General features: G+C 53.5%; 25 protein-coding genes, 2 tRNA genes and 1 pseudogene. 2 read left to right on the top strand and 26 right to left on the bottom strand.

Annotation, left to right across the window (positions count from 1 at the left end):
- Positions 1-142: 142 nt before the first annotated feature.
- The 21 genes and pseudogenes from ACI6NM_RS00870 to ACI6NM_RS00770 all read right to left on the bottom strand — a co-directional run bounded on the left by ACI6NM_RS00870 (position 143) and on the right by ACI6NM_RS00770 (position 11,981).
- Positions 143-552 (bottom strand): annotated as a pseudogene (locus ACI6NM_RS00870) (DUF6966 domain-containing protein).
- Entirely contained in the window at positions 552-1,283 is a 732-nt protein-coding gene (locus tag ACI6NM_RS00865; protein WP_215653570.1) for an Imm51 family immunity protein, read from the bottom strand. The pseudogene ACI6NM_RS00870 and the gene ACI6NM_RS00865 overlap by 1 nt, the downstream one beginning before the upstream one ends.
- On the bottom strand, positions 1,280-1,594 hold the full coding sequence (locus tag ACI6NM_RS00860; protein WP_262427544.1) for a hypothetical protein: 315 nt from the start codon (positions 1,592-1,594) through the stop codon (positions 1,280-1,282). The genes ACI6NM_RS00865 and ACI6NM_RS00860 overlap by 4 nt, the downstream gene beginning before the upstream one ends.
- Before the next feature lie 8 nt (positions 1,595-1,602).
- Positions 1,603-2,451 carry a riboflavin biosynthesis intermediates N-glycosidase gene (locus tag ACI6NM_RS00855; protein WP_262427543.1) on the bottom strand — a complete coding sequence of 283 codons (849 nt, stop codon included), beginning with the start codon at positions 2,449-2,451 and terminating at the stop codon, positions 1,603-1,605.
- Positions 2,452-2,476: 25 nt separating this feature from the next.
- A complete protein-coding gene (locus ACI6NM_RS00850) occupies positions 2,477-2,923 on the bottom strand; it encodes a hypothetical protein (RefSeq protein ID WP_262427664.1) in 447 nt (148 codons plus the stop codon).
- A gap of 17 nt (positions 2,924-2,940) precedes the next feature.
- Complete coding sequence (locus tag ACI6NM_RS00845; protein WP_262427542.1) at positions 2,941-4,422, bottom strand: hypothetical protein; 1,482 nt, start codon at positions 4,420-4,422, stop codon at positions 2,941-2,943.
- 15 nt (positions 4,423-4,437) lie between these two features.
- Positions 4,438-4,674 (bottom strand): hypothetical protein, encoded by a 237-nt coding sequence (locus tag ACI6NM_RS00840; RefSeq protein ID WP_262427541.1) that lies wholly within the window; start codon positions 4,672-4,674, stop codon positions 4,438-4,440.
- Positions 4,675-4,738: 64 nt separating this feature from the next.
- The gene (locus tag ACI6NM_RS00835; protein ID WP_262427540.1) at positions 4,739-4,885 is read right to left on the bottom strand and encodes a hypothetical protein; all 147 of its coding nucleotides are present in this window, start codon (positions 4,883-4,885) and stop codon (positions 4,739-4,741) included.
- A 5-nt stretch (positions 4,886-4,890) separates the two neighbouring features.
- Positions 4,891-5,217 (bottom strand): DUF5713 family protein, encoded by a 327-nt coding sequence (locus ACI6NM_RS00830; protein ID WP_262427539.1) that lies wholly within the window; start codon positions 5,215-5,217, stop codon positions 4,891-4,893.
- A gap of 13 nt (positions 5,218-5,230) precedes the next feature.
- Complete coding sequence (locus ACI6NM_RS00825) at positions 5,231-6,232, bottom strand: DKNYY domain-containing protein (protein ID WP_262427538.1); 1,002 nt, start codon at positions 6,230-6,232, stop codon at positions 5,231-5,233.
- A complete protein-coding gene (locus ACI6NM_RS00820; RefSeq protein ID WP_262427537.1) occupies positions 6,229-6,783 on the bottom strand; it encodes an SUKH-3 domain-containing protein in 555 nt (184 codons plus the stop codon). Before ACI6NM_RS00820 ends, ACI6NM_RS00825 begins: the two co-directional genes overlap by 4 nt.
- Positions 6,784-6,794: 11 nt before the next feature.
- Entirely contained in the window at positions 6,795-7,298 is a 504-nt protein-coding gene (locus ACI6NM_RS00815) for a DUF2004 domain-containing protein (protein ID WP_215653580.1), read from the bottom strand.
- A gap of 12 nt (positions 7,299-7,310) precedes the next feature.
- Positions 7,311-7,673, bottom strand: coding sequence for a hypothetical protein (locus ACI6NM_RS00810; protein WP_262427536.1), 363 nt, complete (start codon positions 7,671-7,673; stop codon positions 7,311-7,313).
- Between the two features lie 106 nt (positions 7,674-7,779).
- Positions 7,780-8,370, bottom strand: coding sequence for a hypothetical protein (locus ACI6NM_RS00805; protein WP_262427535.1), 591 nt, complete (start codon positions 8,368-8,370; stop codon positions 7,780-7,782).
- A gap of 13 nt (positions 8,371-8,383) precedes the next feature.
- Positions 8,384-9,004, bottom strand: a complete 621-nt coding sequence (locus ACI6NM_RS00800) for a hypothetical protein (RefSeq protein ID WP_262427534.1) — start codon at positions 9,002-9,004, stop codon at positions 8,384-8,386.
- Between the two features lie 56 nt (positions 9,005-9,060).
- On the bottom strand, positions 9,061-9,441 hold the full coding sequence (locus ACI6NM_RS00795) for a hypothetical protein (RefSeq protein ID WP_262427533.1): 381 nt from the start codon (positions 9,439-9,441) through the stop codon (positions 9,061-9,063).
- 2 nt (positions 9,442-9,443) lie between these two features.
- On the bottom strand, positions 9,444-9,986 hold the full coding sequence (locus ACI6NM_RS00790) for a hypothetical protein (protein WP_262427532.1): 543 nt from the start codon (positions 9,984-9,986) through the stop codon (positions 9,444-9,446).
- A gap of 13 nt (positions 9,987-9,999) precedes the next feature.
- Positions 10,000-10,233 carry a cytochrome D ubiquinol oxidase subunit II gene (locus ACI6NM_RS00785; RefSeq protein ID WP_262427531.1) on the bottom strand — a complete coding sequence of 78 codons (234 nt, stop codon included), beginning with the start codon at positions 10,231-10,233 and terminating at the stop codon, positions 10,000-10,002.
- Positions 10,234-10,254: 21 nt separating this feature from the next.
- Entirely contained in the window at positions 10,255-10,401 is a 147-nt protein-coding gene (locus ACI6NM_RS00780) for a hypothetical protein (protein WP_262427530.1), read from the bottom strand.
- A 10-nt stretch (positions 10,402-10,411) separates the two neighbouring features.
- Entirely contained in the window at positions 10,412-11,794 is a 1,383-nt protein-coding gene (locus ACI6NM_RS00775) for a DUF6138 family protein (protein ID WP_262427529.1), read from the bottom strand.
- 16 nt (positions 11,795-11,810) lie between these two features.
- On the bottom strand, positions 11,811-11,981 hold the full coding sequence (locus ACI6NM_RS00770; protein ID WP_262427528.1) for a hypothetical protein: 171 nt from the start codon (positions 11,979-11,981) through the stop codon (positions 11,811-11,813).
- A 409-nt stretch (positions 11,982-12,390) separates the two neighbouring features.
- On the opposite strand from ACI6NM_RS00770, the gene ACI6NM_RS00765 reads away from it, so the two are divergent.
- Both ACI6NM_RS00765 and ACI6NM_RS00760 read left to right on the top strand, forming a co-directional pair.
- Positions 12,391-12,464 (top strand) — tRNA-Val (locus ACI6NM_RS00765).
- A gap of 20 nt (positions 12,465-12,484) precedes the next feature.
- Positions 12,485-12,557 (top strand) — tRNA-Ala (locus ACI6NM_RS00760).
- A 223-nt stretch (positions 12,558-12,780) separates the two neighbouring features.
- Here ACI6NM_RS00760 and ACI6NM_RS00755 read toward each other — a convergent pair.
- From ACI6NM_RS00755 to ACI6NM_RS00735, 5 genes are all read right to left on the bottom strand, one after another.
- Positions 12,781-13,872: an N-acetylmuramoyl-L-alanine amidase gene (locus tag ACI6NM_RS00755; RefSeq protein WP_330599950.1), complete on the bottom strand. Its 1,092-nt coding sequence runs from the start codon at positions 13,870-13,872 to the stop codon at positions 12,781-12,783.
- A 102-nt stretch (positions 13,873-13,974) separates the two neighbouring features.
- A complete protein-coding gene (locus ACI6NM_RS00750; protein WP_022273684.1) occupies positions 13,975-14,388 on the bottom strand; it encodes a hypothetical protein in 414 nt (137 codons plus the stop codon).
- 147 nt (positions 14,389-14,535) lie between these two features.
- On the bottom strand, positions 14,536-16,320 hold the full coding sequence (locus ACI6NM_RS00745) for a C40 family peptidase (protein WP_262427527.1): 1,785 nt from the start codon (positions 16,318-16,320) through the stop codon (positions 14,536-14,538).
- Positions 16,321-16,478: 158 nt separating this feature from the next.
- Positions 16,479-17,285 (bottom strand): tyrosine-type recombinase/integrase, encoded by an 807-nt coding sequence (locus tag ACI6NM_RS00740; RefSeq protein WP_262427526.1) that lies wholly within the window; start codon positions 17,283-17,285, stop codon positions 16,479-16,481.
- Between the two features lie 106 nt (positions 17,286-17,391).
- Entirely contained in the window at positions 17,392-18,330 is a 939-nt protein-coding gene (locus ACI6NM_RS00735) for a DUF1177 domain-containing protein (RefSeq protein WP_022273687.1), read from the bottom strand.
- Positions 18,331-18,369: the final 39 nt, after the last annotated feature.

The raw sequence follows: 18,369 nt of genomic DNA, 5'->3' as shown, positions 1-18,369 counted from the left end.
ACGGGCACGGCCTGCCAGCATGGGACTGATGGCACTCCCTAATGTCCTTTGCCATACGCTTACCTCACGATTCTCTGCACAGTTTTCCCTGTTCCAGTGCCAAAATCCACCGTATACCACACTTGAACCATCTTTTGTCCTCCTACAGTCTATCCAGATTTTCTTGTAAATCGCCCTGCATCAAGTGTTGGGCAATGGCTTGGTTCAGTCCCTTATGGGGGGATCGGCTGCCTGCTCTACATCGTGGAGGCACTCCTCCATCAATACCTCCGGAGAAATGCCTTCCCGTTTGCCATAAAGATGACCGAAGGCATAGCACACAGACTTGAGAAAGTCAAAAATGTAGTTGTGATTTCCTCGCATACTGGGCAGATCATTGAACGAGCCCATGCCGCCATATGCCCGGAGGTGGTGGGCAACCTCCCGCCGTTGGCTCCAGTCCTCAATATCCCGCTCCAGCCAGTCGATCCAGTTTTGGAACTCTGGATGGTCTGCCAGAAGGATGGAGCGTAGACAGGTCAGAGCCTCGGTATAAATATCTGTCTGTTTCATCAGAACCCTCCTGATTCTTTTAACGCTCCCTCATAGGTGTGGTTTTCCCAGATGGCCTCAAATTCCGCTTTCTCTATGACGCAGGCGTGGAACTCCTCGCCCCAGACATGGGCATTCAATTCCTCCACAGTGGGGACGGGCGTGATTTCAATAGCTCCATCGTAAAGGTCAGAGATGTTGCGGGTGTGGCCGTTCATAAAGATGTCAATGGAGCGGAGGGCCAGCCGCTCATTTCCTGTATCAACTTCATAGAGGATTACCGACGGTTCTCCTTCTGGTGTGTCCTCCCAAAAGAGCTTGATGTACTCGATCACGCCCAGATAGGTCCGCATCGTTTTTTCATCGTCACAGGCTGCCCGGATCATCTTGGACAGCAGCATCAGGTCATCGATGTATTGAGAATACACGCAGAACACATCCTCATCGGAGTCGAAGTGAAACAGATCCATACCGCTGTTGTTTTCCTCAAACTCCTGGATCACGCCCCGGACCAGCCGCTCCCAGTCCTCGCTGCTGCCAGTCAGTCCCAGCCGTCGGAATTCCTCTGTCCGGAATCCGTCGCTGATCTTCAGCAGAAGGGAGATCGCATAGGGGTGGTGGGGAACAAAAAAGAATGGCACGATCTGCTCCGGCTTCACCCAAATTTTGAATGGCGGGCGCGGATCAGGTATCCAGGGCAGGATCTCCCATTCGTCCTCTGGCCGGTTTCCGTATTGGCAAAGGTCTTTCATTGCTTCACCGCCTGTTCAAGTTTCTTTCTGCATTTCTCAATGTGGGCTTGCTTGGCGGCCATGATCTCCCGCACCATCTCTGTCTTCATCTGCAATAGAAGCGCAATCTTCCCAACAGGCATCCCGTCCGCTGCCAGCATACAGAGAATTTCCTTCTGTGCGGAGGCCTTTCCAGCACCAAAACCAGTATCATAGTCGTGAGACAGCAAAGCAAAGAATTGCTCCGGTGTCAGAAAGGAAATCCGTTCCTGCTCCCCGTGATCGATCCTGCTGCGGGGCATTTCCAGTTCATAGAGTTTCATTTCTGCCATACTATACTTCAATCGCAAAGCATTTCATTCTGTGTCACCCGGCGCAGCTCGTCCCGCACCTCCATCAACGCAAAGCCCAGCAGGTTTTGTCCACGCCACTGCGTGGGGTCCTGGGCCTCTTGGGAGCTGGCTGCGAGGCGAATGCCCCAGATGTTATCGTAGGGACTGGCCTCCACCAGCACACTGTCCCCGGTGGAGAGGAGAAACTCCCGCAGATCGCGGTTCTGGCTGAATTTGCACCAGTTGCCATTCAGCACAATGGCGTATTTGAACTTGTCCCACACCTTCTGGTCAAAGCCCCGCACCTTGCGGCCCAGGGCCTTGATCTGCCTGGGATCACTGCACGCCAGAACCTCCTTGCGAATCTCCTCGTCGCCAAACAGCTGGGCTTTTCCCGCCATCATATACTGCTCCATGCAGAGATAGGTGTCGGCGATGGACCAGAAGTCCTCCATCCACCACTGGCTGAGGCAGCTTTTTGTGATGCTGCCGTCCTCGGCAGGCTGATGGCCCCAGAACAGGCACAGTTCCCGCTTTCTCCCAGCAGAGAACTCCTGCTGGAGCCACTGCCGGGTGTACTTAGGTCTTCCTTCCGGCTGCCACACCTCCACAAAGAAGTCGCCGTGCTCCAGCACCTCGCCGTTGTCCTCGTCATCCCACCAGCCCTTCCAGGTCACCGGCTCGGGAAAGAGGGTGCGGTATTCCGTCCGCTCCTCCGGGGAAAGGGTGTCCAGCCAATCGCCAAATCGGTATATGTAATCCTCCCCATGGCCCATGCGCCAGCCAATGGAGTATCGCTCGATCTCCCGGTGGGCCAGCCAAGGGGGAGGCATTATTTTCTTATTTTGTAGTTCCATAGGGGGTCTCCTTTTCTGTTAAGTGTTATCGCAGTTCTTCTCTCACATCCAGTGGAGTACCGTCCATGGATGTGATCTGTTCCAGCTCTGTTTCCGTCAGATTTTTGTTCCATCCCCATTCCTCCTGCATTTTCTTCAGCAGCTTCACGATCCGCTCCCGGTTCTTTGCGGTTTTCATGAAGGTGGGGAGATGGTCGGCCTGCGTCTTTTTCGCTCTTCCCATCGGCTTTTCCCGCAGGTCGGCGCTGAGATAGTCGATCAGATAGGCAAGGTGTTCCCGGTTGAGGGCCCAGACTGGCTTACCCTGGAAGGAGGTCAAAAACCACAGCTCCAGGTACCGGAAATAGGCGTTGTCGTCATCCGCTGTCACCACACCCGCGCTGTGGCACTTGGGGCATTTCACCTGGATTCCGGAGGTCAGGGCGCTGTATGCACTGTATGTAAAGTATGGTTCATCAGTGATTCGGCTCATGCGCCCGCACACTCCTTTCAAAAATCACGAAGTTCCTCAAACTTTTCAATCAGGGCATCTTTCTGAAGTGTATCGCCCGGCAATGCGTCCAGGATACCCCGCAGGGCCATGTAAATTTCATCCCGTTCCTCGGTTTCGATAAAGCGCATCTTGTTGAAAGTCTGAGTGTAGGCTGCCACCGCTTCCAGCGCCTGGGTCTGGGCGTCCTCGCACGGCTCAGAGGCCAGCTTCATCAGCTGGGAACGGGTCTTGCGGTATTGATTGGCTGCTTTTTTTGCGGAAGTGGCAGGGATATGCTCCGCGCCGTCCCAGCCCCGGAAGGGGTTGTCCAGATTTTGCGCCAGCCACTCCGGTTTCCGGGGCTTGGTGATCCGCAGGTCCATTCCAGGCTTGCCTTTCCAGATCTGCTTTGCCGCTTTTGCTTCCGTCTCCGGCAGGCTGGTCATCCAGAACCAGCGAAGCTCCGGCATCTGTTCCGGGGTGGGGATGTCGTCCGCCCTGAAGCCGAACAGGTCAAAGGTGGAGAGGTTCGTCAGCTCCCGGAACTTTCGCACGGCAGAGAAGTTTTGCAGATTTCCCGGCGCGCCCCAGAGCCGCAGCTCCTTCAGATGGGGATGGACAGCAGCCAGACCGGTCAGATCAAAGTCTTTCAGCTGGATGCCATGCAGCCCCCATAGGTTCGGCAGTTCCGTGTGCGGGCGGTATTCCCCGATAAATTGGAGGGTCAAACCGCCTCCATCTTCGGTGGCATGGATGGTACAGACGTCCGGCCCCTTGTTCTGAAACAGGAGCTGCTCCGTTTCCTCACCCAGCCACAGTTCCTGAAGGCCGGTCATGTCCAGCATCAGCTTTCTGATGCTGGTGCCCCGCAGATCAAGTGTCCTCTGACCGTGGTTCAGCAAAGTCAGTTCATCAAGGAAGGGATTTCCCCGCAAAAACTCCAGCAGATCCGGGTGCCACCGCTCACAGATGAGGTCGGAGAGGCAGGGCAGCGCCTTTAGTTCCAGCGCCGAATCGAATGGTGCGTACTGGTCCATCACCCGATGGCTGCTGACCTTCACCGGGATACCGCCGATCTCCGTTTCCCCGTCGCTCTCCATGGCCTCCTTGAAGGCCCGCCGCCGCTTTTCCGGGACGGCCTGCCACCTCGTCTGCAAATACACCTCATAGCCGTTGTCCCAGCCGCCGTAGGAGCGGCAGGGCTGGTCGGTGAAGGATGGCAGGATACCCACCAGCGTGTACTGTGGCGGGATTTCCACCGGCACCCGCAGCAGGTGAAGGTCTCGGGGCCAGTACATAAAGTCCTTGTAGAGCGGACGGAGATGGGGAAGTTCCTCTGCCGTCAAAGGGGCGTCACCTGCCCAGTCCAGAGAGAGGATCACCGCCCAGGGCTGCTCACTCACTGTGTCCGGCGGCGCGATATAGGCCACCTGGCAGGCGGTATAGCGTTTCAGATATTGATTGTAAACTGTATAGACCTCTCCGGCATTGGCTTTCATGGGTTCACGCTCCCCTCATCTGTCTTTCTCTAAATAAAATCCCCACACGCAGTTGGAGAACTCTCCAGCGGCAAAGCGGTGGATCTGCCCGTTGATCTCTACCTGCCAGACCTCAAAGGTATGTTCCTGGTGATAGACGGGATCTTGGACTTTTACCCGCTTGCCAGTGGTTTTCCAGTCGTAGTCAAAGATATTTACGCCAAACAATTTGCATTGACCGTCTGGGCCAAAGGTTTCATATTTCCAAGTCATATTTTCAATTCCTTTTCAGTGACTTGATATACGCGCTCTCCGAGCCGTCCCAATAACAGTTCACTCACCGGCCATCCTGAAAATGATGGTCACAATTTGGGTAGCCATAGAGAACATGGGCGCATTCCGGGCACAGCCCCATCATCTGTGAGGAACCTTTGAAAAACAGGCTGCCGCACTCATCACAAATGGCCAGTTCTTTTTCTGCCATGGGAATCACCAGTCCCGTTCCCGGAGGGCCTCCTCGGTGTCAATGGAGATGTTGAACCATTCCAGAATGTAGGCCACAGCTGCCGCAATACATTCCCGGGCTGCCGTTTCGATCTCGCTGTCGTTCTCATCAAACTCCTTCTGGAGATCATTGATGCCGCAGACCGCCTCGTCCAGCGTTTCCTGTATCACTTCGGTGTCGGTTTCGCCGCTCTCCAACAAATCGATGACCTTTTGAAGCTCGCCCTTTACCTTGTCTACCAGAAAAGCCGGATAGTAATCGTCCTGATACATCTCGTCCAGCAGTTTGTGATTGGGGTCAAATGCTTTCATGTAAGTGCTCCTCTCATTTTTCCTTTATTGCTTGAAGCCGTTCCCTCCACTGCGCTTCTTCGATTCTCTCATCATTTTGGTAAAAATGGTCTTTGTCGCGAGCCAAATGGTCAGTGAGCAGAGGTGCGTCCCACGGGGTGCATACGGTAAAACTGTCCCGATCCGCTCCCTTGATCTCCCGGTTGAGGTAATACACCCGCCTGGCATCGCGGGAATACCAGTGCCCAAGCAGTTCCCAGGAAGTCAGTTCTGCTTTGGGAAGCTGCTTGCCGTAGGCATAGATCCGCTTCTCATCTCTGGCAACATAGGTATCGCCCAACGAGCGGAAAGAGGAAATTTCCGCTCCCTTGATGATCTTCACCTTGCCGTCCCCGTTGTGGAAGCAGACCTGCCGGCTGTCCTTTGCATATCCCTGGGGCGCACCCGAATCGTTCTGGCCGTTGTCTAATACCTGGAAGGATGCAAGATCTGCTTCGGGGACTCTCCCGCTGGTGGTGTAGACGGCTGTTTTGTCCATGGCGTAGGCAAAGTTTAACACCTGAAACGATGCCGGGTCTGCTCCACGCAGGCGAATCCCACCGAGAAAGCAGGCCGCAGAGGATTTGCCCCAGTAATGCCAGCAGCAGAAGTCTTTTGGATCGATCCCTTTGAGCAGACCGTTTTCATATAGGCCGGAGAAATAGACAGCTCCATCCTTGAGGAAAAACTCGTTGTCCACCGGCTCTGCGTTGGTGATTGGCTGCAGCGTTTCTTCGTGCTTGGCTGTAATACTCAGCTCGATCTCATCGTCGCTGTAAATCAAGTGGAGCCCATGATGGGCTTTTCCATCAAAATGCAGTTCGATGTCATGGTATTTGAGAATTAAAGGTTTCCCATCGCTTCTCAGCGTGGAAACGGCATCAGGATTCCCGAAGATCTCTATGACCTCATCCTGTGACATCCCGAATTTCAGCGGTGAAATGTCCCACGGATTCTGCAATGTTTGATTGCGCCAAATAGTAAAGTCCTGTTTCATAGTTTTCCGTCCAGTGCCTCCACAGTTTTCATGGCAGCGGAATCAAATTTACACTGCCGCAGTTCCCGTTCAATCAAGGCAAACACATCTGGAAAGCACTCGATCTCGTCCTGATACTCATATTTCGCATACAGTCTCCCGGACTCCGAGATCCAGACCTCTGCCGGATAATAGTAGCCGATGTGGCCGATGGGCTGGCACTTCTGACTGGCTGCCTGTTCAATTTCCGCCAGTTCACAGCCGGACATATCCCGGAAATAGGCATCCTCCAAATGGTTTTTGATTCCATTGACCAGATGAGGAAACAAAGCAAATTCAAAGTCAGCCGCCCATTTCAGCTTTTTCTGCGCCAGGTACCACTCACAGCACAGGCCGAAATACTTGCGGTAAAACCGCTGGGTGGTCTTCATCATAGGAACGCCATGATCGGCGTAATACTGCTCCGCAATGGAAATATCCACACTGCGGCCTTCGTACCACCCGGCGTACTCCATCAGCTGCTTGACCTTGCTGCCCAGATCGCCGGAAATGGGGATGCGTTCTTTAATCATAGGATACCACCTCAGCTCTCATGTGTGATACAAAAAATTTCCTTGTTCAGATCAAAGTAGATCACCATCAGCTCGTCAGTGATCTCCGGGTTGAAGGACAGGTCCAGAATGAATACCTGCTGATTCATCTCGCTGTCCACCAGGCTGCCAAACCGCTTGAGCCGCAAAAAGTCCACCATCTCGGCAAAGGACAGCTTGGATGGACCGGTTCCCGGAAAAAGTTCCGCCGCAATATCCGGGCCTACATTGTCCCTGTGGAACTCCATGAAAAAAGCCGCAACGCTATGGTAAGGGCTGTCCTCGTCCGCCAGCGCCGCTTTAATGGCGGCTTTGGCCTTTTCCGCCAATTCTTCCGCCTCATCCAGCATTTCTCCCACCGCATCCATGGCGGCAGGATCGTCAGTCAGTTCCTCATCCACATCAAAGAGAAAGGACAGTCCCGATTCCTCGGGAAAGATGAAGATTTCCTCGCCGGGCGTATATGGTAAATCAATGCGTTTACAATTCAGTTTCATAGATACACCTCCTCATTGGTTTTCCAGATGGGGCAATGGAATTGGCGAATAGACCACTGTATCTCCGTCATTATCCATCTTGAGAATGATAGCAAATTCCGCTGTATTGCTGTCCTGTCCCTTTGGGAGAGAAAAGATCATTGGGGGGCAGCGCAGGGCAGCATGGTTCGTGGTTTTATTCCAGTCTTCCATGGCAGCAGATAAAATGACATCAATGTGTGCCAATACCTTCTCAATGGAACCCGCTGAGATGCTGTAAAAAGCGGGGTTTTTATGATACTGCTCTGTGATGAAGTTTTTATAAGTCTGCACTGGCATAAAGCAAAATTCCCAATCAAGGGGATACAACCCAAGCCAATACCCATACAGTTTCATCTCTGCGCCTCCTTATCCCTCGATGCAGCGATTGATCAGAGCAATCACTTCCTGCTCCTCGGGCTCGTACATCTCATAGAATTCTTCAAACATTGTGTGTCCTCCTTTACAGCAGTTCCAGCACTGCGGCGGCAGACTCGGCAAACTCCTCCGGGGCCTGCTCCAATATATCCCGGTAGGCCAGCACCGCCTGCCAGGAGTAGTAATAGAAGCTGTAAAACAGGTCATCTGGGAAGACCTCGTCCTCCTCGTACCGCATTTCATCTTCTTCCTCGTCATATTCCTCCGACCACAGGTATTCTTCTCTCAGCAGATTGGAGAACAGCGGCAGCGGATCGGCGTGTTCCATCTCATCTCCATCATGGAAACACTGGAGGATGCAGGCGAAAAAGTCCATCAGTTGCCCAGCCAGGAAACGGGCTGCAGGGTTCTGGCCGCTCTTTTTGAGGGCCTTCTCCAGAATCCGGCTCAAGAACACCATGCCGAAGGGGGAAGCGTGCCACAGGGTACTCTGGTGTTCCATGTTGATAGTGAGCTCATAGAGGGATTCTTTGACTGACGACAAATCACGCATCTGCTCCAGCACAGTCAGATGTGCGGGAAACTCCGTCCCCCGGCCATAGGCGGTGGTGAGCCGATGCCACGGGACATCAGCGGCCTTGAGATGGGTGATGTAGGTTCTGTTTTCTTCTGTCATGTCGTTATCCTCCTTATCCTGCTGTCTGATTGCTGTATTCCTTTTCAAGCTGGATATACCACCGTTTCAGCATGGTTTCCAAATTAGTTTTCCCGCTGCGGTCTGTAAAAGCAAGGAATTTTTGCAGTAGTCTTTGGAATACATATTTACCCGCTTCTGTCAGGTCCTGATTGAGATAGACCATCCGCAGGATACGGCCCTGCCGGTCCAGAGGGTTCTTTTTCAGCAGTTTCTTTTCAAAGCAGAAGCGCAGGAACACCACATTCTCGTCGTAGAAGTCCTCCACCACAGCCGCGCCAATGCTGGTATAGGTAATGTCATACACCAAACGGCTCCACTCAAATTTCTCGGTATAGAGCAGTTTCAGTGCTTTCTCCCAGTGTTCCTCCGGGATCACCAGCATCCTGTGCTGGGCGGTGCTGGAGTAGCCGCGGCAGACGGGTTCTGGGTGTCCCAGCAGTTCGCTCACACGGTCGGCATAGACGAAGCACAGTTCCTCATCGAACAGGCCGCCAATAAAGTTGCCATTGCAGTACAGCATATAGTTCTTAGACTTGGCCGGAGAGTAAGAGAGATTGTATTCCTGCGAGTCCAGGCTTCTATGTACTTTGTTCAAAAAATCGATTGATGTCATGGCTTTGCTCCTTATGCTTCAAACTCGCCCATTACATACTATCCCAAAAGACATTGTCAATGGCGCATGGCTTTGTGGAAACGACTGCTCTTATGGCAGTACCACACCGGATAGGGGGTGCCGATAGAAACACTTCGTATCCATGCGCTCCCGCAGTTCCTCGATGCTGCAGCAGGCGGAAAAGCCGTAAGAGACAGTCCTGTCCAGCATTTCTTTGTACTGTTTAAAAAAACGTCCGCGGTGATCTCATCCATACCAAAAAGGATGTTGTCCTGGATCACATTCTCAAACCAGTGGGCCAGCAGGCCGGTAAAGTGAACAGATACGTTCTCTCCTGCCTCGGTCCGGGTATCCATGCGCAAGGTATGGGCTTCAAAGTCAGTGCAGTAGCGCAGGACTCTGTTATCGTACAAATTGTCAAAGGATTGAATTCCCATACTCATGCCAGCTCCGCGTCCAAAATCTGGACTTGTTTCCCTTTCTCATTCACATAGTAAAGGGCGATATAATCAATGCCGTCCCGCTTGACCTGCTCCCAGGGCATACGCTCGCCGGTGATCAGCTCCACGGTATCCGCCTCATCTGGTTCGAAGTCCTCTTTTTCGTCCTCATAGTCGATACTGTAACCCAGCTCCAGCACAAGCCTGGAGGCAGGGATCTCATACCGCTTGAGGGGACGGTGCTCCAGTTCGGCTGGATCCTGTTCATCGCAGAACAGATTGTCATAGCCGTGCCGACCGCCGTCAAAGATGATGAACTCCTCGCCGCTCTCCGGGTCGCGGGCAGCCACCAGTCCGGGGGCCTCGTCGCCATCTGCAATATAGGATTGGGGCTCTCCCTTCACCGTGAGCAAATTTCCGTAATACCAGACTTCCAGCAGTTCATTGCCGGCGGCGGAACACAATGTCACAGTGGGCAGACGCTTCTCCGCCCATTCTTTCGCATGGCCGATGAGCCAGGTGGGATATTTCTCAGTCATCATAATATTTCTCCTTCTATTTCAATTTCAGCACAAATCCCCAGATACTCACCACGATCAGGAGGAGGCCCAACAGGAAGAACACCACCCGCCGGTATCCTCTGCTGTGACGGTAAGCATCCCGCGTACCAGTGGGGTCACAGAGCCAGTTCCAGTTGCGGACTGCTCCAATCAAAATCACGGCCCCGATGATCACCGAGGCAATATACCAATGTTCCTGCAAGAACGCTGTGATCGGTTCGCGGTTCATTTACATATATCCCCCTTTCCATCATCGGGAGTTTCCTTTTGGATAATCTCCTTCCCGCTCTTTTAAATCCAGCTCCAGAGCTTTTTCCTCCTCCAGATATTCCTCACAGTCCCGAACCAGTTTTTGAGCGTCCAGGGCAATAAAGTCCTTGACTTTTCTCTTTTTCATGGCTTTCTCCTTACGCAAATACCTGCTGGTACTTCTCTTTCAGTTCCTTCGGCGCCGTCTTGATGACCTTGCTGCCGCCGTTCTGAGAATCCTTTCCCCAGATGGCCCAGAGCAGGCTCTGCCAAGCGATAGCCTGGAATTTTGTATCCTTTCTCTCGTCTGGCAGGAGATAGGCGGAGAAGCGGTGCTTGACTGTCAGCAGAGCATCCAGGCTTTCCTCATTGGCAATCAGGCTGCGGAATTCCTTGGCAGGCTCCAGCCACTGCATCGATAATGCACCCCGCACCAGTACGCCCAAGGTCCACAGCTGGAAACCGAACTTGCGGATAAAGGCATGGAGGAATTTCTCTTGCAGGGAAGAGTGCTCATCATCGCATAGATCCAGATACTCTGCCACCAGCGGTGCCCACTGTTCTCCTTCCAGCCCCAGGGCAAACACGGCAAAAGTTCCGGGCATGGCGCAGGATTCATCGGGGAGATTGTTGTACCATTCATACTCCCGCATGGCCAGCCGTGCATACCGCTCAATATCGCCGTGTAATCTGGGGTACTGGACAGCACAGGCAAAGAGCTGATTCACTTCCTTTTTCGGAAGCCCAGGAATGGGCAGATAGTTTTTCTCTGGGCCACGGAACTCCACAGAGTAACTGCGGGGGAAGTCCTCCTGCTCCAGCACCGCGCACAGGTAGTCCAGGATTTCAGCATAGCACTCATCTGTGGAGTCCTTGGCGGTGATGCGGATGGCAGCGAAAGCGTCGTTGGCCGAGGCGGTCAGGTGCTTTGTTTTTCGCTTTTGGATGTTAGGCGGCAATTTGCCGCTGCCACCCGTTTTCAGCTCCTTTACCATGTCCGGGCGGAGCTGGGAAACCAGACCGAGAATATGCCCGGTCGTGAGAGCTTCAAAACTCTGCCCATACACTGTATGGCAGACCGCCACATAGCAGGCAAAGTGCAGCAATCCTTCATCCACATCCTCCGGGCGCAATTCCGCCCACACCGTGCAGGGCGGAAAGACTGTAAACCCATCTTCACGCTCTCCAACAAGGAAGTACCGTTCCTGCACCTGCTTTTCTATGTACTTCTCCAACTTATAGCGGATCTCATTCCAGCCCGCCAACCGCCGCAGGGCATCGCAGAATACAACCGCCTCCTCGCAGGGAAATCCCTTCAAAGGCAGCTTGGACAGATACCGATCCAGCAGTTGACCGGGAAGGAAGGGAGTTCCGCTTTGATTCCGAACTACCATCGGGGAGCCAGAATGGTTTTCTTTTGCGGTCCCATCCAACACATCCTGGATGCACCGATCTGCGTGTTTCAGCACTTCGTGGTCAGTATCCGGTTTATGTATCAGATAATAACGGTCATTTACGCCGTCGCGTTTTGGCAAACTCATGTTTGATCACCTCTTTTTAGACAATAAAAAAGCCCCACGCCGCACTGTCATGAAGACAGGCTGACGCAGGACATGAAGAAGCCGCGTTGAAGGAGCCGCATCCACCAGCAGATGTAGTTTCTTCAACAACCAAAATATTTTTTTCGTATCTTAAAGCAGCAAATGGCTGTCCAATATATTGATTCATCGCAGCACCCTTTTTGTTCGCATAGTATTGTTTTTTATTGTACCATGCCCTTCGGACATGGTACCCCTCCGGGAGAATTGAGCGCCTGGATTTTCGCGGTAAACGCGAAAACCAGATGCGCGATGGTATAATGTCTGTTTTACAGACATTATACCATGCCCTTCGGACATGGTACCTCTCCGGGAGAATTGAGCGCCTGGATTTTCGCGGTAAACGCGAAAACCAGATGCGCTGTGGTATAATGTCTGTTTCCAGGCATTATACCACATATCGTTTGATTCGGGAATATTTTTCTTACAGGAATCCATATGCCTAAAATAAAATTTTAGCTAAGTTAATTCCTGTATACAAAAAACTTGCAAAATTTTCCGTTTGGTGCTATACTAACGTTTAGTTGGAAAACCTTTTTGGAAGCATAGCTCAGCTGGGATGAGCGTTCGCCTCACACGCGAGAGGTCATGGGTTCGAGCCCCATTGCTTCCATTTTCTTATTTATGAGATCCGGGGCATTAGCGCAGTTGGGAGCGCGCAACATTCGCATTGTTGAGGCCGTGGGTTCGAATCCCATATGCTCCATGTTTTATTCTGTCAATACAAAAATACCGGGACCATACCGTTTTGGATGGTTCCGGTATTTTTGTTATGGGAAATGGCACCCTATGGCATAAAAAACGCTCTGCGGGGATCTTCATGGGGCGAAGGGAAACTTTGCCGCAGAAGCAACCCGCCGCAGACGGAGAAGCCCGCCTGCGGGCCTCTCTCTTGTTTCGTCCTTATGTACAGCCTCATTGCTGTATGCCTACTTCTGCCCGTCCAGATATCTTCCGATCCCCAGGACCAGACCGTCTGCCAGCTTTTCAAGCGCCGCGTCTGAGTGATCCGATGCCTTGTCCCCCAGCTCAATATCCACGCTGGGGATGGTGGAATAGGAGGTCTGGGTCAGATCCATGGCCATGGCGCCCGATGAAAAGATCTTATTCCCTTTTTCCTTAAGCCCCTTTACCAGACTTTCCCCCAGGGCGTTGTGGGACTGCCAGTGGGAGGCCACTGGCTCCATGGCCCGGTATGACCTGTGATCCGGGACGCTCATGAAAAAGCAGCCCTTGTCGGATGTGGTGGAATCCCAGTGCAGAGAAATATGGATATCTGCCGTATTGTTGGCGATCACCGTCCGTGCCACATTATCCAGCTGCACATCTTCCTCCTCCCGGATCATCACCACGTCATAGCCCTCTGCCAGCAGCTTATCCTTCAGTTTTTTTGCCATGGCCAGGGTCACTGTGCTTTCCGGCGTCCCGTCTGCGAAAGTCATCCCGGACGATATGGCGGACGCATACACGGCTCCGGCTCCTGTGGTCCCTCCGGTCACCTTGGGAGATCCGTCCGGATGGCAGAGGGTCTTCATGGAGCTTCCGCCCCGGGTCCCATGGCCCGCATTGACACAGACCGTCTTTCCCTTCCGGTCCGCCCTTCCGTTCTTATAATACACCGCCGCCTCGCTGTTTATCTTGGAAAATGAAGCAAATTCCCAGTTTTTGTCCAGGAACACGTCCTTCGAGCTTTCCACATGTACATTTTTTTCATGGACCTGTGCGGCTGACTTCCCATCCAGGACACTGGCCGGCTCCTGGCTGCTCAGATACCGGCTGGCCACATAACACGCGTTTCCGTTGACTGTCACCCGGCTCCAGGTTCCGTCGTCCGATTCCCGCTGGATCTTCGTCCCCCTGGGTACCGTTCCCAGAACTGCGCTGTCTGTGGATTTTCCCTCCCGGCAGTTTAAATTGCCCGCCGTCACATATACCGTATCCGCCAGGGCCGTTCCCGGCACCGCCGCGGCCGCCATAAGAAGCCCGATGCCAACCATCAGTCCTACTTTCTTTCTGTTCATATAACCCCTCCTCTTTCTCTCCGGCCGTTTTCCGGCCAGGCTCCTGCGCGATATGTAAAAGGCAGGGGGAAGCACAGCCTCCCGCCCGCCTTTTTGTTTCTGTTATTCCGTCCTGCACCCGTATCTTCCGGCCTGGCACCGGATGGTCCACCACTGGCCGTTGCAGTACACCTCCATCCAGCATCCGCCACTGCCAGTGCAGCCGCAGTTCCCAGTGTTTCCGGTATTTCCGCAGCCGTTGTTTCCAGCGTTCCCACTGTTTCCGCAGCCGCAGCCACCGTTGTTCCCGGCGTTTCCGCTGTTTCCGCAGCCGCAGCTTCCACCGTTTCCAGTATTTCCGCAGCCGCAGCCACCATGGTTCCCAGCGTTTCCAGTATTTCCGCAGCCACAGCCTGCGGAACCAATATTTCCTGTACTCTGGCAGCCGCAGTTCTGGTACCACCAGCTGTTCCAGCAGGTGTTCCGGCAGTTTCTGTAACATCCGTTGTTCACAAAATTATTTCGATTGCAGCACATATGATAAATCTCCTTTTTTACTTAAGGTTGTACTTTATCATATGGGACAGCCGCAAAAAAGGTGCAGGCTTTTCCATTCCGCAGCCAGAAAACCAAAGACCTGCCCCGGCCGGGCTCCTCCGGCGGAGGAAGCCAGCCGCTGCCGCATTAGTCTCCCAGCACGTTGACGATCTTGGACGGGCTCCTGTAATTCCAGGAAGAGATCTTGATTCCCGTCCGCTTACTGGAGGCATGGACCACCTGGCCGTTGCCGATATAAAGGGCCACATGGTTGATCCCGCCGCCGCTGCCGGAATAGAATACCAGATCTCCAGGCCGCATCTGGCTGGATTTGATGGATTTTCCGCAGTTTGCCTGGGCCGCAGAGCTGTGGGGCAGGGATACCCCAAAGTGGGCCATGACAGACATGGTAAAGCCAGAGCAGTCCGCGCCGTTTGTAAGGCTCGTGCCTCCCCATACGTAAGGATTGCCCACAAACTGCACGGCATAGTTGGCGATCTGGGCCCGTTTCGAGGAAACGCTTCCTGCGCTGGAACCGGCCGCCCCGTCGTTGGCGCTTCCGCCGGATGGCTTGGAGCTTCCGCCCTTACCAGGCTTTGACGTGGTCCCGCCAGACGGCTTAGAGCTTCCAGTGCTTCCATTTCCTTTTGCCGGGGCCTCCACCACCGGAGTATAGGGGATCGCCTCATTGAGGCCATATTTCACATCCACATAATCGCTGGAGATGAACGCAGTGGAATCATCCAGCTCGATCTCCACCCAGCCGTCCTGCTGGCTGACCACCAGGAACTTTTCGCTGCTGGCGATCTGGGTCCAGATCCTGGATTCCGTATTGGGCTCGGACCGGACATTGACGCCGTCGGTGTTGGCAATGGCCATGAGCTTTGCCACCTGCATGGCCTTATCCTCCGCCTGCTGGCCTGTCAGTATGTACTCTGACTTCACATAACCCGTGATCTTTCCGGAGCGGATCTTATACCATCCGTCATCCGTGGTCTCCAGGATATCACAGCCCGCGTTGCTGGGCAGCTTTGCAATGATCTTTCCGTCTCTTTCGCTGGCCTTATCCCGGACGTTCAGATAGTTGCTCACGTTGGAAACGCCCAGATTCTCATAAAGACTTAAGACCGTGGTCCGCATATCCTGCTTCCGGGCCTCATTGAGGGCATAGCGGACGGTCACATAGTCTGCGGAAAGATATCCGTCGTCGATCTGCACCCAGCCGTCCTGGATGCTCTCCACCGGATACCGCTCGTCCTTATAGACCTGGCCCATGATCTCGCTGTCCTGGCTGGGCTCTTTTCTCACATTCAGTTTATCTGTGCTGACCACTGCCCGCTGGATGACGTTTTCCGCCGCCACCTCCCTCGCCTTGTCGCCCGTATAGATATACTGGGAGCTGACATAGCCGGTGACGCCGCCGGAGGATATTTTATACCAGCCGTCGGTGGAGGTGTCGATGATCTCACAGGCACCGCCGCTTAAAAGCTTTCCCACCACCTCTCCATAGGTCTCCGGGATCTTTCTCACATTCAGATAGCCGGATACCCCGGCGATCCCCAAGTTTGCATAACCGTCCAGGACCTTCTGGACCGCCTCATCATGCTCCTTCTCGGCGATCTCCTCCGCCGAAAGGGTGGTCTCCAGAACAATGGACGCCGGTTCCCCGCTGGTCTCCGGCGGAGCCGTCGTCTCCAGGGACGCCTCTACGGTCTCCACCTTTATCCTTCCGGCCCGGCTTTCCCCGCTCTTTCCCAGAACGCCTCCAGCCACAGCCACGACGATCACGACTGCTACAGCCGCGCCTGCGCCCGCCATATATTTCATGGAAACGCCGCTGGTCCGTTTCTGCCGGATCTTTTTCAGCCGTTCAATATTCTCCTCCGGCTGTACCTTATTCTTTTTTTCCGTTACTTTCTCTTCATCCGTCATTGATACTCTCCATCTCCGGGAATTTCCGGATTTATATACATACCGTAACCCATTTTAGCAGATTATAAGGGTTCCTGTCAAATTTTTTCCCGGGATGAACCATGATATTTTTCTTACGATTTCATGAGGAAAGAGTGGAAAATACGCCGTACCAGGCCTCACCAGTCCACCACACGGTCCACGATGGCCTGCTGCTCGGTGCTGGTCCTCCTCAGATAGATCCTGGTGGTCTCAATGCTCTCATGTCCCATAAGGTCCGCCAGCAGGGCCAGGTCATTGAACCGTTCCAGAAAGCTTTTGGCAAACCGGTGGCGGAAGGAATGGGGATAGGCCACCGCCGGATCGATGCCGTACCGGAGGGCCATGACCTTCAGCTGTCCCGCCACGCCCCTGGTGGTGATCCGGCGTCCCTGCTTGTTTAAAAAAAGAAAGCCGCTGGTCTGGTTTCTTCCTTCCAACCAGGCCAGCGCCTCCTCCTGCAAAAGCTTCGGTATGTAGATCCGCCTCAGCTTTCCGCCTTTGGAATACAGATCCATATATCCGATCTGTACATGCTCCGCCTTGATCTGGATCAGCTCGCTGACCCGGACCCCGGTGGCTGCCATAAAGCGGACTGCAAAATACCAGAACAGCTCTCCGTCCCGCTTTAAGCAGCTTTTAAAATACTCATAATCCGCCTCGCTGATCACATTCTCCAGAAAGGCCTTCTGCTGCACCTTTACAAACTGCAGCTTCCACTCTCCCTTTCCAATGCTGTCCAGGTAGCAGTTGATGGCGCGGATCCTTAAATTCACCGTTTTGGGCTTATAGGATTCGATCAGCCACATCTTATGGTCCCGCAGCTTTTTCTGCGTCACCGTATCGAACTGGCCGAAATACTGCTTGACAGCAAATTTGTAGGATGCGATGGTATTTTCCGACAGATTCGTGTTCCGGAGATATACCTCAAAATCGTCTTCTCTCATATTGAAAGACCTCCTTTCAATATGATTTTATCAGACATTTCTCAAAATACCATGTATTTCCCTGTTTTTCGACATGCATCGAAGCCGATGTTTTATAACTCTCCGATTACTGTTTCCCCAGGGTCTGGAAGTGCTCCATGGAGCCGTACAGCTTCTGGATCCGTCCAAATTCCTCCTCATCGTAGAAGGAGCACAGACCATTTCCAAAGGCCTTGGCTGCCTCCAGCATAAACCGTCCTGCATCCTCCAGGTCCTCCAGATGGGTAGCTCCGGTGGCACAGCCTGCCACTGTGGTCTCTGTGGTCACTGCCACGCCTACCACCGGGGCCTTGGTGGCTGTTGCCGGCTGTAAAATGCTGTTTAAGTGGTACAGGCCGTTTCCGTAGGGAGTGATATCCTGCTGGCTTAAGGCAAATACGTGGGGCAGCCGTCCTGTGGTGCTGATCATTACATCCAGAAGATCCTCGCTGACCCGTAAGATGTATCCCTCCTTCACAGTGGGGGAGATGGCAAAGCCGCGGTGATTGATGATCCGGTTGCCCTTGGTGGTATCCACCACTAAAACGGCGTCCAGGTCATCGGTAACCTCTTCCTTATTTACCTGCCAGGTCTCAACCGGGGAGTTCATGAACGGAACGGGCTCATGGGGCGTGGTGGGCGCGTCGGGACAAACGTGGGTAGAGATAAATACGTCTCCCTCTAAGAAATCACCCTTTTTCTGCATATCCAGAAGCTTTGCAGCCACTGCCAGAGCCGTTAAAGCGCCGTCTCCGTCAGAAACGAAGCCCAGCTGCTCCGGTCTTGCTCCCAGGCCGCCCAGACGGCCTAAGATGCCCATGGTCTTTGCAGAGCCGCCTTTGCTCTTTCCGTTCCTTCCGGGGATCAGGATCCGCACCATATCTGTGTGGCCCTTGGGCCCCTCCAACGGGTAAGTCTCCACCTGACAGTCCGGAACGATGGAGCGGAAATATTCCACCACCTGTGCTCCGGATGCCGAAGCGCTGTCTAAGATATCGAAAAGTTCGATAAGCTGCTTATATAACATAACATAACCCTCCTTGCGTAAAGCCGCCGCTATTTTTAG

Source organism: Pilosibacter sp. YYHA0881, from assembly GCF_051602715.1.
GTDB classification, from domain to species: domain Bacteria; phylum Bacillota; class Clostridia; order Lachnospirales; family Lachnospiraceae; genus Alitiscatomonas; species Alitiscatomonas aceti.
Note: the sequence above shows the minus strand (reverse complement) of the source record. Positions and strands in the feature narration are given on the sequence as shown.